Genomic DNA, 12937 nt, shown 5'->3' with positions numbered 1-12937 from the left:
TTTTTCCTCAGCGGGAGCACCGCGGACGACGGCGGTCCGGCCGCGACCTAGGATCGCCGGGTGAGCGAGCAGCCCGACCACTACTTCACCGCGCAGCCGGCCTCGGCCGCCGAGCGCCGTCGCGCCGTCGTGCAGCTCGCCGGCCGGGAGGTGGAGGTGGACGTCGCCTCCGGCGTCTTCTCCCCCGGGGGCGTCGACAAGGGCACGCGTGTGCTGCTGCGCGAGGTGCCCGCCCCGCCCGCCGCGGGCGACCTGCTGGACCTCGGCTGCGGCTGGGGGCCGGTCGCGCTCACGATGGCGCTCGCCTCCCCCGGCGCCACCGTGTGGGCGGTCGACGTCAACGAGCGGGCCCTCGACCTGCTCCGCTCGACGGCGGCGCGGCTCGGCCTGGAGAACGTGCGCGCCGTGCGCGCGGAGGACGTGCCGGACGACGTGCGGTTCGCGACGATCTGGTCGAACCCGCCGATCCGGGTGGGCAAGGCGGTGCTGCACGACCTCCTGCGCGCCTGGCTCCCGCGGCTCGCGCCGCAGGCGGACGCCTGGCTCGTGGTGCAGAAGAACCTGGGCTCGGACTCGCTCGCGCGCTGGATCGAGGCCGAGCTGGGCCGCGACGTCGAGCGCGAGGCGTCGTCCAAGGGCTTCCGGGTCCTGCGCGTCGGCTGACGCCGCCGTCGGCGGGACCGCCGGTCGACGGCCCTGAGGGGTCAGGGCTCCCCGAGCTCGGTCTCGCCGCTGAACACCAGCTCCGCCGGGCCGGCGAGCTCCACGTGCCCGCCGTCGAGCAGCCGGACGCGCACCAGCCCGCCGGGCACCTCGACCTCCCAGACGTCGGGCACCGGGCCGTCGGCACCCGCTGAGGCCCACGTGCGCACCGCGAGCGCCGCCGCGCACGCACCGGTGCCGCAGGACTGCGTCTCCCCCACCCCGCGCTCGTGCACCCGCATCCGCACGTGCCCGACGGCCCGCCCCTCGGGGTCGACGGTCTCGGCGAGCGGGACGACCAGCTCGACGTTCGTGCCCTCGGGAGGCAGCGGGTCCACCTCCGGCGCGCGCGTGAGGTCGGCCTCGGCGAGCTCGGACGCCCGCGCGAGCGCGACCACCGTGTGGGGGTTGCCCATGTCGACGCTCAGCGCCGGGCGGGGCGCCTCCCAGCCGTGCACCAGGACGGCGGCGTCCGCGCCGCGCGCCGCCGCGGCGTCGCCGCCGGGCAGGGCCCACGGGCCCATGTCGACGGCGTACCAGCCGCCCGGCTCCTTGCGGACCCGGCGCACGCCCGCGCGGGTGCCGAGCGCGAGCTCCTGCCCGTCGTCGAGGTCCGCGAGGCCGAGCTGCTCGGCGAACGCGGTGAAGACGCGCACCCCGTTGCCGCACATCTGCGCGACCGAGCCGTCGGCGTTCCGGTAGTCCATGAACCAGATCGCCGCGGGCTCCTCGGCGAGGACCCGGTCGGCGACCTCCTCCCCGGCGCGCGCGAGGGCGGCCGTGGGCGCGAGCCGGATGACGCCGTCGCCGCCGATCCCCCCGCGGCGGTCGGCGAGGCGCCGCACCTGGTCCGGGGTCAGCTCGAGGTCCCCCCGGGTGTCGGCCAGCAGCACGAAGTCGTTCTGGGTGCCGTGACCCTTGGTGAAGCGCAGCGTCATGAGCCCAGACTACGGCGCACGGGCCCCGCCTCCGGTGCGGGGAGCGCGCCGGCGTCGGCGGCGCGCACGACCTCGAGCGCCTCGGAGAGCAGGTCGGGCGAGCCGGCGTCGAGCCAGTGCACGCGCGGGTCCCGGCCGAACCAGCCCATCTGCTTGCGGGCCAGCCGGCGGGTGTTCGCGACGATCGCCTCGCGCGCCTCGTCGAGCGAGAGCTCGCCGCGCCAGGAGGCGACCAGCTCGGCGTAGCCGACGGCGCGGGCCGCCGTTGTGCCCAGCCCGGCCCCCGTCCCGCCCTGCTCGGGCGAGGCGAGCGCGCGCGCCTCGTCGACCAGCCCCTCGTCCCACATCCGCGCCACCCGGCCGGCCACCCGCCCGTCGAGCACCTCCCGGTTGCAGTCGAGCCCGATCTGCACGGCCGGGCGGACGTACTCCTGGCGGGGCAGGTTGGCGGTGTAGGGGCGGCCCGTGAGCTCGATGACCTCGAGCGCGCGCACGATCCGCCGCGTGTTGTGCGGGCCGATCGACGTCGCGGCGTCGGGGTCGAGGCGGGCGAGCTCGTCGTGCAGCGCCCGGCGCCCCTCGCGCTCGGCGCGCTCCTCGAGCCGGGCCCGCGCGGTCGGGTCCGTGCCGGGGAAGTCCATGTGGTCGAGCAGCGCGCGGACGTACAGCCCGGACCCTCCGACGACGACGGCCCGCGCTCCCCGGCGGGCGACGGCGTCCAGGTCGGCGCGAGCGGCCTTCTGGTAGCGCGCCACGGACGCGTCCTGCCGCGGGTCCAGCACGTCGAGCTGGTGGTGCACGATCCCGCGCCGCTCGTCGACCGGGACCTTCGCCGTCCCGACGTCCATGCCGCGGTAGAGCTGGAACGCGTCGGCGTTGACGATCTCGGCGTCAGCGCGGACGCCGGCCGGCCCGCCGCCCGAGAGCGCCTGCGCCAGGTCGAGCGCCAGGTCCGACTTGCCCGTCGCCGTGGGGCCGACGACGGCGACGACCACGGGGACGCCCGGCGTCCCCGGGCCGTTCGGCTCTGCGTTCACGCGGCGAGCCTAGCCCGGCGACCACCGCGTCCGACCGGGAGCGAAGCTGTGATCGGGAGGCCCGCCGCCCTGGCTAGGGTGTTCTTCACCACCCACCGATGCCCGGCGCAACGAGGCGTGCGCCGAGAGCCTGCACAGGACGAGGACCCATGGCCTTCTTCACCAAGCCGACCGCTACGACGGTCGCCGCGCCCACGACGCTCACCCGCGACCGGCTCGAGGCGCTGATGACGCGCCGCGAGTGGTACTTCGGCATCGACGAGGACGGCGACCTCGGCGGCGTCTGGGACGACAACACCTTCTACTTCCTGCTGGTCGGCGAGCCGCAGGCCATCCTGCAGATCCGCGGCCGGTGGAGCCGGACGCTCCCCGCGTCCGAGCTGGGGACGCTCACGGCGCTCCTCAACGAGTGGAACGTCGGGCGGATCTGGCCGAAGGTCTTCGCGCGCCAGGAGGACGAGGGGTCGCCGGTCGTGGTCTTCGCCGAGGTGGCGACCGACCTGCGCAGCGGGGTGAACGACGAGCAGCTCGAGCGCATCGTCGACTGCGGCCTCGCGACCGGCCTGTCGTTCTTCGAGATGCTGGACGAGCGCTACCCCGCCCCCGAGGGCGCGGCCGGCGCCGGGGTGGCCGCGGGCGACGCACGGTGAGCAGCGGCACCGACGCGTTCCAGGTCGACCTGCGCGGCCTGGTCGAGCTGCTCAGCCGGCACCTGTACTCCAGCCCCCGCGTCTACCTGCGCGAGCTGCTGCAGAACGGCGTCGACGCGATCACCGCGCGGCGCGCCCTCGACCCGGCCGCCCCCGCCCAGGTGCTGCTGCGGCCGCTGGACGACGGCGGGCTCGAGGTGCACGACACGGGCGTCGGCCTGACCGCCGAGGAGGCCCGCGACCTGCTGGCCACCATCGGCCGCAGCTCGAAGCGCGAGGACGGACCGTCGGCGGACGATCTCGGCACCGGGTTCGGCGGCGGCCGCGAGGAGTTCCTCGGCCAGTTCGGCATCGGCCTGCTGTCGGCGTTCATGGTCGCCGACGAGATCGACCTCGTGTCCCGCTCGGCGCGCGACCCGCAGGCGGTGCCCGTGCGCTGGCGCGGGTACGCCGACGGCCGGTACGAGCTGACGGAGCTCGACCCCGCGGACCCGACCGCGCCCCCGGTGCCCGAGGGTCCGGGGAGCGTCGTGCGGCTGCGCCCGCTGCGGGACGCCGAGCACTGGCTCGAGCCCGACACCGTGGCCGCCCTCGCCGCCGACTTCGGCGGGCTGCTGCCCGTGGACGTGTCGGTGGAGGTGCGGCTGGAGGACGGCGGCACCGCCCGGCGCCGCCTCAGCGGGGACGAGGTGCCGTGGCGCGCGGCGTACGCGGACGACGGCGAGCGGGCGCGGGCGCTGGCGGCGTACTGCGAGCGCACCCTCGGCTTCACGCCCCTGGCGCACATCGACCTCGACCTGCCCGTCGCGGGCCTCACCGGGGTCGCGTTCGTGCTGCCCGCGGCCGTGGCTCCCACGACGGCCGCGCACCACCGCGTGTCGCTCAAGCGCATGCTGCTCGGCACCGGCGTCGAGGGGCTCCTGCCCGAGTGGGCGTTCTTCGTCCGCTGCGTCGTGGACGCCTCCGCCCTGCGCCCGACGGCGTCCCGCGAGGGCCTGTTCGAGGACGACGTCCTCTTCGCCACCCGCGAGGCGCTGGGCGACCGCGTCCGCGCCTGGACGCTCGAGACGCTCGCCGAGCCGTCGCCCCTGGCCCGGGCGTTCCTGTCGACGCACCACCTCGCCGTCCGGGCGCTGGCGGTGCAGGACGACGCGATGCTCGACCTGGCCGCCCGGGTGCTGCCGTTCGAGACCACGGTCGGCACCCGCACCCTCGCCGATCTCGCCGAGCCTGCCGACGGTGAGGCCCCGCCGCGGGTGCTGTGGACCACCAGCGTGGAGGAGTACCGGCGCGTGGCCGCCGTCGCCGCCGCGCAGGGGCTGCCCGTGCTCAACGCGGGCTACGTGTACGACGCCGACCTGCTGGCCCGCGTCGCGCGCCGGCGGCCCGCCTGGCGGCTCGCGCCGGTGGCTCCGGGGGACCTCGAGGCCGTGCTGGCCGAGGTCGAGCCCTTGCGCGAGCTCGAGGTCACGGACGCGCTGGCGGCGCTCCGCGACGACCTGGCCGACCAGGACTGCGACGTGCAGCTGCGGGTCTTCGAGCCCTCCGAGGTGCCCGCCATGCTGCTGACGGACCGCGACGGCGAGCACTCGCGCCAGGCGCGCGAGGCCGCGGAGCCCGTCGGCGACGCCACGGACGTGTGGGGCGCCGTGCTCGCCGGCCTCACGGGCCCGGCACGCGCCCGCCGGCTGGTGCTGAACGACGCCAACCCGACCGTCCGCGCACTGCTCGCGGCCGGCGACGCCCCGGTCCGCGCCGCGGGCACCCGGTCGCTCTACGTCACCGCGCTGCTCGCGTCGGGCCGGCCCCTGGCCGGCGCCGAGGCGGGGCTGCTCGACGACGCCCTGCGCACGCTGCTCGAGCGCGCGCTGCCCGACACCCGTTCCACCGACACCCGTTCCACCGACACCGAGGACGACGCCCGATGACCCGCACCCTGGACGAGGCGAACCGCGCCGTCTCGACGATCATGAGCATGCCGTACGGCGTCGCGCGCAGCGCCGCCGCCGAGCAGGAGGTCGCCCGGATCACCGCCGAGGGCCCCGAGGAGGCGCGCGCGTACGCCCTGTTCGCGCTCGTCGACTCCTACACCTCCACCCCGGAGGCGGAGAAGGCCTTCCTCCCGTTCACGCAGATGCTGCGCTGGTGGGACGAGCGCCCCGAGCTGTTCGACGGCAGCGACACCCACTCGCTGTTCTGGTCGTTCAAGTGGATGGTCGGCCTGCTCGCGCGGTTCCCCTCCGTCCCGGCCGCGCAGATCGACGCGACCCTCGACGACATGGAGCGGCGCTACGCGCTCGCCGGGAACGGCACCAGCGCGGTGGCCGGCGAGCGGTTCGCCTGGCTGCGCACGCAGGGCGCCCCCGGCACCGAGGAGGCATATCGCACCTGGATCACGACGCCCCGCGACTCGTTCTCCGACTGCGCCGCCTGCACGCCCAGCGGTCAGGCGGAGTACCTGGCGGAGACGGGCCGGGTCCAGGAGGCGGCCGACGCGATCCGCGCCGCCGTCGCCGCCGGCGCCACCTGCGGCGACGAGCCCGCGCGGATGGAGTCGCTGCTCGAGCTGCTCCTGCTCGACCTCGGCGACGCGGACGGCGCCGCCGCCGCGCACCGCAGCGCCATGAGCCACCTCGAGGCCGCGGTCTCGAAGGAGATCACCGTGTCCCGCCACGTGGAGTTCCTCGCCCGGGCAGGCCACCCCGAGCGCGCCCTGCGCCTGCTGCACGCCTACCCCGAGCACCTCACGGTGTCCGACTCCCCGGGCGAGCGGCTCTCCGTGCTCACCCACGTCGCGGTCGCCACCGCGGTGCTGCGCGAGACGCACGCCGACACGCCCGTGGAGCTGGCCGGGGTGCCGGCGCGCACCGTCGCCGAGCTCGACCGGTGGGCGCGCGGCGAGCTCGCCCCGATCGCCCGTGCGTTCGACGCCCGGCACGGCACCGACCGCCACGCGCGCCTGCTCGACGCCGCCTGGGAGCGGCAGTCCCGGCGCCTGCCCGTCGAGCTCGGCGTGCTCGCCGCCGCCGCGACGCGCACGGCGGCCCGACGCTCCGGGGGCACCGCCCTCGACGACGTCTCGGCCTCCGTCGCGGGCACGGTCGCCGGCGCGGACGCGGCCTCGCCGGCGGGCATCGACGTCGCCGGCGTCACGGGGCCGGCGGCCGGTGCCGACCCGGTCGCCGCGGCGCTCGCGCTCGCCGAGAGCAGCCCGGACCCCGTCGAGGCGTCCGCCGCCTATCTCGAGGCCTCCGGCCTGGCCGAGGAGGCCGGCCGGCTCGAGGACGCCGGCTTCGCGCTGGCCGAGGCCGCCCAGGTCGCCGCGGCGCTGGGCGACGACGAGGGCGCGGCCGGCGCGTTCGCCCGCGCCGTCGCGCTGCTCCGTGCGGCGGGGACCGACCCGGCGTACGTCGGGCCCGTCGTCCGGGCCGCCGCGGCGGTCCAGGCCAGCACGGGAGACCTCGACGCGGCGCTGGCCGCCGTCGAGCGGGTGCTCGGCGACCTCGCGCGCCCGGCGGACGACGCGCCCGCGGCGCCCACCCCCGCGTTCGCCGAGGAGCTCGCCGCGCGCCGCGCCGCCCTCGTCGGGGCGGAGGAGCGACAGCTGCGCGACGTGCGTGCGCGCCTCGTCGCGACGGCCGGGCGGCACGCGGAGGCGGCGCAGGAGGCGGAGGCGGTGGCCGAGGAGTTCGCCCGTGCCGGCCTGACCTTCGACGCGGCCCACGCGTTCTGGCTGGTGGGCAGCGCACGACGGGCCGCGGGCGACGTGGCCGCGGCGGTCGACCCGCTGCGGGCAGCCCTGGACGGTCTCGCGGCCGTGGGCGCCCGGGACGGCGCGGCCGCCGTCGCCGACGAGCTCGTCGGCGCGCTGCGGAGCCTGGGCCGCGACCAGGAGGCGGAGGCCGTCGCCGCCGCGCTCGTGGGCGCGCCCTGAGCGCTCCGTAGGGGCGTTCCGTAGTGGCGTTGCGCCAGCTCAGTCGCGTCCCGGTCGGCGCACGCCGCCCTCGGCGATGCCGTAGGCGGCGGGCAGGTGCTCGTGCCCCCCGGCGACGGTCGTCACCCGCCACGTCCAGGCGCTCGGCGCGACCGCGCCGTCGAGCAGGGCGGCGACGGCCGCCTCGAGCCGGACGGGACCGAGCCCGGCCGCGTCGGCGGGCACGTCTCCGGTCTCGTCGCGGGCGGTGTCCGAGGCCCCAGGGGCCGCGCCCCCGGCGACGACGACCGCCGGGGCCCGCCGCAGTGCCGCGACGCCCTCCGCCGGCGCTGCCGGCGCGGCGCCGGCCACCTCGAGGACGGCCACCGGCTGTGCGGGGTGACCGGCCCGCTCGAGGGCCGCGTGCAGCGCGACCAGCGCCACCGAGGCGGGGACGTGCGCGGCCGGGTCGGCGGCGCCCGCCCATCCGGCGACCGCCGGCACCCAGCGGTCGGCGACCCCAGCCCCGGCGAGGGACGGGCGTCGCCGGCCGAACCCGCCGCTCGCGCCGCGCGGGACGGGGGCCAGGACCACGAGAGGTGCGTCACCGTCGCCGTGCGCCGCGACGTCGGCCACCAGCCGGTCGAGCGCGCCGTCCACGGCGAGCCGCACCTCGCCGAGGAGGTCGGTGCCGCCGCCCGCACCGGGCACGAGCAGGGGCGTTCCGGGCAGGACGACGGCGCGGGCTGGCACGCGACCAACCTACCGTCGCCACCGGCGCGGTCCCCCGGCGACCTCGGCCCGGGCGTCCACCCGTGCGGCACGCCGGACCTCCCGTCGGCCGCGACGTGTAGCGTGGACGGGTGAGGTTCTTCGGTTCACGCCGGGCAAGCAAGATCCGGCCGACCTCCGTCGGCCGGGACGACGAGCTCGTGGGCGACGTCCAGGACGACGAGCTCCACGACCGGATCGAGGGTCTGCTGGCCGACCACGTCGGCGCGGACGACGCGCTGGCCCCCTTGTCGCGCGACCGCGTGACGGACTGGCTCGAGCGCTCCGGCTTCTCGTACTTCGTCGACTCCGACGGCGACGTGGGCGGCCTGTGGCACGGCTGGTTGTTCTACTTCCTCGTGCTGGGCGAACGGTCGGAGGTGCTCCAGGTCCGCGGCCAGTGGCACCGCGACCTCAGCATCGACCGGCTCGCCGAGATCCTCGAGATCTGCAACGAGTGGAACGCCGAGCGGATCTGGCCCAAGACGTACGTGCGCGTGCGCGACGACGGTTCCGTGGTCGTCTGCGCCGAGGTCACGGTGGACGTCGGCAGCGCCGTCGGCGAGGCGCAGCTCGACCAGCTGCTGCAGTGCGGCCTGAGCACGGGGTCGATGTTCTTCGAGCACCTCGACACGACGTTCCGCGACCCGCTGCGGGACGCGTCGTGACGGCGCCTCGCTCCGGCGGCGTCGCCCGTCGGATGCTCGGCGGCGTCCGCCGGGCCGCCGACGCCGTCGGCCGCGCCGTGCAGGACGCCGGGTCGCGCGTGGCCGCGCGCGGGGAGCGCACGTCGGGCCGCCCGGGCCGGCCGTCCGCGACGACGCCGCGCCCGCTCTCCCACGCCCGCGTCGCGGACGACCTGACCCGCCGCGGCTACCGGTTCCGCACCGACGACGACGGCGACGTGACCGGTACCTGGGACGGCAACCGGTTCTGGTTCCTGCTGCTCGGCGACCACGACGAGATCCTGCAGGTGCGCGGCCGCTGGGCCGGCACGGTGCCCGACGGGGCCCGTCTCGCGGTGCTGCAGGCCGTGAACGACTGGAACCGCGAGCGCGTGTGGCCCAAGGTGTACGCCCGCCCGGAGGGCGAGCGGCTCGCGCTCTACGCCGAGGTGTCGGTGGACTTCGAGCACGGCGCGACCGACGAGCAGCTCGCGGCCACGGTGTCCTGCGGGCTCGTGACGTCGTCGCAGTTCTTCAGCACCGTGGGCGCGATGACGCCCGGCGGGCCGGAGCCGGACGACCTGTCCTGACCGCCTTCTCGTGGCGCCCGGGCCGGCCGGACCCGGGGGTCAGGCCCGCAGCGACGGCATCCCGAGCACGACCGGACCGCCGGACGGCGCGCCGCCGTGCGCGTGCTCGTCCTCGCCCCCGCCGAGGCGCGCGGTCTCCCGCTGGGCCCACGCGTCGCCCGACCGGGTGCGCCGCACCGCGTACGCGCCGCCGTCGAGCACCGCGTCGGCGACCAGGAAGTGCGGCGCCGACCGCGTGATCCCCACCGTCACGACGTCACCCGGGCGCGGCACGCGCGGGTCGAGCGTCGCGGCGTCCGCGAGGCGGGGGTCGTCGAGCGAGTCGGGGGCACCCGCGAGCTGCGCGGCGTCGCCCGCGGCGTCGACGAGCAGGTCGGCGGGCAGCGCGAGGTGCACGAGCCGGTTGTCGGGCGCGCGCCCCGAGAGCCTGTGGGTGGCGCCGTCCTTCTTGCCCGATCCCTCGGACACGAGGACGTCGACGGTGCGGCCGACCTGGCGGGCGGCCTCCTCGCCGGCGATGCGCTCCTGGAGGGCCAGCAGGCGCTCGAAGCGCTCCTGCACGACCTCCTTGGGCAGCTGGGAGTCCATCGTCGCGGCCGGGGTTCCGGGGCGCGGCGAGTACTGGAACATGAACGCCGAGCTGAACCGCGAGGCCTCCACGACGCGCAGCGTCTCGCGGAAGTCCTCCTCGGTCTCGCCCGGGAACCCGACGATGATGTCGGTGGTGATCGCGGCGTCGGGCATGGCGTCCCGCACGCGGTCGAGGATGCCCAGGAACTTCGCCGACCGGTAGGAGCGGCGCATCGCGCGCAGCACGCGGTCGGAGCCCGACTGCAGCGGCATGTGCAGGCTCGGCATGACGTTGGGCGTCTCGGCCATGGCGGCGATGACGTCGTCGGTGAACGCCGCGGGGTGCGGGGAGGTGAACCGCACCCGCTCCAGCCCCTCGATCGTGCCGCAGGCCCGCAGCAGCTTCGCGAACGCGCCGCGGTCGCCGAACTCGACGCCGTAGCTGTTGACGTTCTGGCCCAGCAGGGTCACCTCGACCGCGCCGGCGGCCACGAGCGCCTCGACCTCGGCGAGGACCTCTCCCGGCCGGCGGTCGCGCTCCTTGCCGCGCAGGTGCGGCACGATGCAGAAGGTGCAGGTGTTGTTGCAGCCGACCGAGATCGACACCCAGCCCGCGTAGACGGACTCGCGCCGGGTGGGCAGCGTGGAGGGGAAGACCTGCAGCGACTCCGCGATCTCGACCTGGGCCTCGGCGTTGTGCCGCGCGCGCTCGAGCAGCACGGGCAGGGCGTCGAGGTTGTGCGTGCCGAAGACGACGTCCACCCACGGGGCCTTGGACACGATCTCGCCGCGGTCCTTCTGCGCGAGGCACCCGCCCACGGCGATCTGCATCCCGGGGCGGTCCGCCTTGATGCCGGCCAGCTGCCCGAGGTTCCCGTAGAGCCGGGTCGCGGCGTTCTCGCGCACCGCGCAGGTGTTGATCACGACGACGTCGGCGCGGCTCGCCGCCTCGTCCTGGGCGGTGGCGCGCTCATAGCCGGCCTGCTCGAGCATGCCGGCCATGTGCTCGGAGTCGTGGACGTTCATCTGGCAGCCCAGGGTGCGCACGAGATACGTGCGCCGGGCGGACGGCTCGTCCGTGGGACGGGCCGACACGGCGGGGCTCTGCGTGGTACTGGACATCACAACTAGGGTACGGTGCCCGACGGCCGGGCCCCGACGAGGCGACCCACCCCTACCGCTCGACGACCGCTCCCCGGACGCTCGACGACACCGTGGTCACCACCGCCGAGGGCTCGGGCACGCGTGCACGGCGTGTGCACTGTTACTGAACCGTTGCGGAACCGGAGAACCCGGTGCTGGTCGCGGAAACACCGAGTGGATAGGTTCGAGAGATGGATCACGGCGAAGCGACCACGACGACCGACCCTGCCGAGGCGTCGGGCGCCCTCGGAGCCCCGCTCGTCGAGCTGAAGAACGTCAACAAGCACTTCGGCGAGCTGCACGTGCTGCAGGACATCGACCTCACCGTCCGCCGGGGCGAGGTGCTCGTGGTGATCGGCCCGTCAGGCTCGGGCAAGTCGACCCTGTGCCGGGCGATCAACCGGCTCGAGACCATCGACTCCGGGGAGATCCGCATCGACGGCGTGCCGCTGCCCGAGGAGGGCAAGGCCCTCGCGAAGCTGCGCTCCGACGTCGGCATGGTCTTCCAGGCGTTCAACCTCTTCGCGCACAAGACGATCCTGGAGAACGTCACCCTCGGGCCGGTGAAGGTCCGCGGGGAGCGGACGAAGGCGGCGAAGGAGCGCGCCCTCGAGCTGCTCGACCGCGTCGGCGTGAAGAACCAGGCCGGCAAGATGCCCGCCCAGCTGTCCGGCGGGCAGCAGCAGCGCGTCGCGATCGCCCGGGCGCTGGCGATGAAGCCCAAGGTGATGCTCTTCGACGAGCCCACCTCGGCGCTCGACCCGGAGATGATCAACGAGGTGCTGGACGTCATGGTCGCCCTCGCGAAGGAGGGCATGACGATGATCGTCGTGACGCACGAGATGGGCTTCGCCCGCAAGGCCGCGAACCGCGTCGTCTTCATGGCCGACGGCCAGATCGTCGAGGAGGCCACCCCCGAGGAGTTCTTCACCGCGCCCAAGAGCGACCGGGCGAAGGACTTCCTGTCCAAGATCCTCTCGCACTGACTCACGACCGACCTGGCAGGGCACCCGCACGGGACCGGCCTCGCACCGACGAAGGGTAAGAACGATGCGCACACGACACGCAGGTGCCGCCACGCTCGCCGCACTCACCGCACTCACGCTCGCCGCCTGTGGAGGCGGGGAGGTCGGTGGCGGCGGTGGCGGTGGCGAGGAGACGGGCGGCTCCGGGGGCGGCGACACCGTCAAGATCGGCATCAAGTTCGACCAGCCGGGCCTGGGCTACCAGGACGGCAGCGAGTACACCGGCTTCGACACCGACGTCGCCCGCTACGTCGCGGAGAAGCTCGGCTACTCCGAGGACCAGATCGAGTGGGTCGAGGCGCCGTCGGCCAACCGCGAGACCATGCTGCAGACCGGCCAGGTCGACATGATCTTCGCGACCTACTCCATCACCGACGAGCGCAAGGAGCAGGTCGCGTTCGCCGGCCCGTACTTCATCGCCGGCCAGGACCTCCTCGTCGCGGCGGACAACACCGACATCACCGGCCCGGAGGCCCTGAAGGGCAAGAACCTCTGCTCCGTGACCGGCTCGACGTCGGCGCAGCGCATCAAGGACGAGTACGCCACCGACGTGCAGCTCGTCGAGCGCCCGGGCTACGCCGAGTGCGTCACCGCGCTCACGGCGGGCCAGGTCGACGCCGTGACGACGGACGACATCATCCTCGCCGGCCTCGCCGCCCAGCCCGCGAACAAGGGCAAGGTCAAGGTCGTGGGCAACCCGTTCTCGGAGGAGAACTACGGCGTCGGCCTGCCGAAGGACAACGACACCTGCGAGGACATCAACGCGGCGATCCAGTCGATGATCGACGACGGGTCGTGGGAGAAGGCCGTGAAGGCGAACACCGAGGGCACCGGCTACGAGCCCAACGCGGACCTCAACCCGCCGACGCCGGCCGCCTGCGCCTGACGTCCGACCGTCCCATCGGTGCGAGGGGAGCGGCGCCGCCGCGTCGC

Annotated in this window: 12 protein-coding genes; 8 read left to right on the top strand and 4 right to left on the bottom strand. The window is 75.6% G+C overall.

From position 1 onward, the window contains the following. Positions 1-60: 60 nt before the first annotated feature. Positions 61-663: a class I SAM-dependent methyltransferase gene (locus AAG589_RS10025; RefSeq protein WP_430567071.1), complete on the top strand. Its 603-nt coding sequence runs from the start codon at positions 61-63 to the stop codon at positions 661-663. 41 nt (positions 664-704) lie between these two features. Here AAG589_RS10025 and dapF read toward each other — a convergent pair whose 3' ends face one another. Beyond that, on the bottom strand, positions 705-1640 hold the full coding sequence (gene dapF, locus AAG589_RS10020; RefSeq protein WP_430567070.1) for a diaminopimelate epimerase: 936 nt from the start codon (positions 1638-1640) through the stop codon (positions 705-707). Next, positions 1637-2677 (bottom strand): tRNA (adenosine(37)-N6)-dimethylallyltransferase MiaA, encoded by a 1041-nt coding sequence (gene miaA / locus AAG589_RS10015; RefSeq protein WP_430567069.1) that lies wholly within the window; start codon positions 2675-2677, stop codon positions 1637-1639. Before miaA ends, dapF begins: the two co-directional genes overlap by 4 nt. Before the next feature lie 149 nt (positions 2678-2826). Between miaA and AAG589_RS10010 the strand changes: the two genes are divergently transcribed. Genes AAG589_RS10010 through AAG589_RS10000 form a run of 3 tightly spaced genes read left to right on the top strand, consistent with a single transcriptional unit; the run spans position 2827 to position 7261 of the window. Continuing rightward, positions 2827-3327, top strand: coding sequence for a YbjN domain-containing protein (locus AAG589_RS10010; RefSeq protein ID WP_430567068.1), 501 nt, complete (start codon positions 2827-2829; stop codon positions 3325-3327). Next, a complete protein-coding gene (locus tag AAG589_RS10005; protein WP_430567067.1) occupies positions 3324-5255 on the top strand; it encodes an HSP90 family protein in 1932 nt (643 codons plus the stop codon). Before AAG589_RS10010 ends, AAG589_RS10005 begins: the two co-directional genes overlap by 4 nt. Beyond that, positions 5252-7261 carry a hypothetical protein gene (locus tag AAG589_RS10000; protein WP_430567066.1) on the top strand — a complete coding sequence of 670 codons (2010 nt, stop codon included), beginning with the start codon at positions 5252-5254 and terminating at the stop codon, positions 7259-7261. Before AAG589_RS10005 ends, AAG589_RS10000 begins: the two co-directional genes overlap by 4 nt. Before the next feature lie 39 nt (positions 7262-7300). Here AAG589_RS10000 and AAG589_RS09995 read toward each other — a convergent pair whose 3' ends face one another. Next, on the bottom strand, positions 7301-7993 hold the full coding sequence (locus AAG589_RS09995) for a hypothetical protein (RefSeq protein WP_430567065.1): 693 nt from the start codon (positions 7991-7993) through the stop codon (positions 7301-7303). Positions 7994-8103: 110 nt separating this feature from the next. Between AAG589_RS09995 and AAG589_RS09990 the strand changes: the two genes are divergently transcribed. Together AAG589_RS09990 and AAG589_RS09985 are read left to right on the top strand one after the other, a co-directional pair. Next, positions 8104-8679 carry a YbjN domain-containing protein gene (locus tag AAG589_RS09990; RefSeq protein WP_430567064.1) on the top strand — a complete coding sequence of 192 codons (576 nt, stop codon included), beginning with the start codon at positions 8104-8106 and terminating at the stop codon, positions 8677-8679. After that, on the top strand, positions 8676-9266 hold the full coding sequence (locus AAG589_RS09985; RefSeq protein WP_430567063.1) for a YbjN domain-containing protein: 591 nt from the start codon (positions 8676-8678) through the stop codon (positions 9264-9266). The genes AAG589_RS09990 and AAG589_RS09985 overlap by 4 nt, the downstream gene beginning before the upstream one ends. A gap of 39 nt (positions 9267-9305) precedes the next feature. Here AAG589_RS09985 and miaB read toward each other — a convergent pair whose 3' ends face one another. Next, positions 9306-10958, bottom strand: coding sequence for a tRNA (N6-isopentenyl adenosine(37)-C2)-methylthiotransferase MiaB (gene miaB, locus AAG589_RS09980; protein WP_430567062.1), 1653 nt, complete (start codon positions 10956-10958; stop codon positions 9306-9308). Between the two features lie 212 nt (positions 10959-11170). Here miaB and AAG589_RS09975 point away from each other — a divergent pair, with 212 nt between their 5' ends. Next, positions 11171-11965, top strand: coding sequence for an amino acid ABC transporter ATP-binding protein (locus AAG589_RS09975; RefSeq protein ID WP_430567061.1), 795 nt, complete (start codon positions 11171-11173; stop codon positions 11963-11965). A gap of 64 nt (positions 11966-12029) precedes the next feature. Then, the gene (locus AAG589_RS09970; RefSeq protein WP_430567060.1) at positions 12030-12890 is read left to right on the top strand and encodes a glutamate ABC transporter substrate-binding protein; all 861 of its coding nucleotides are present in this window, start codon (positions 12030-12032) and stop codon (positions 12888-12890) included. The last annotated feature ends 47 nt before the right edge of the window (positions 12891-12937 follow it).

Source organism: Isoptericola sp. F-RaC21, from assembly GCF_038593535.1.
Taxonomy (GTDB): domain Bacteria; phylum Actinomycetota; class Actinomycetes; order Actinomycetales; family Cellulomonadaceae; genus Isoptericola.
This window is presented reverse-complemented; position numbering and strand designations above follow the sequence as displayed.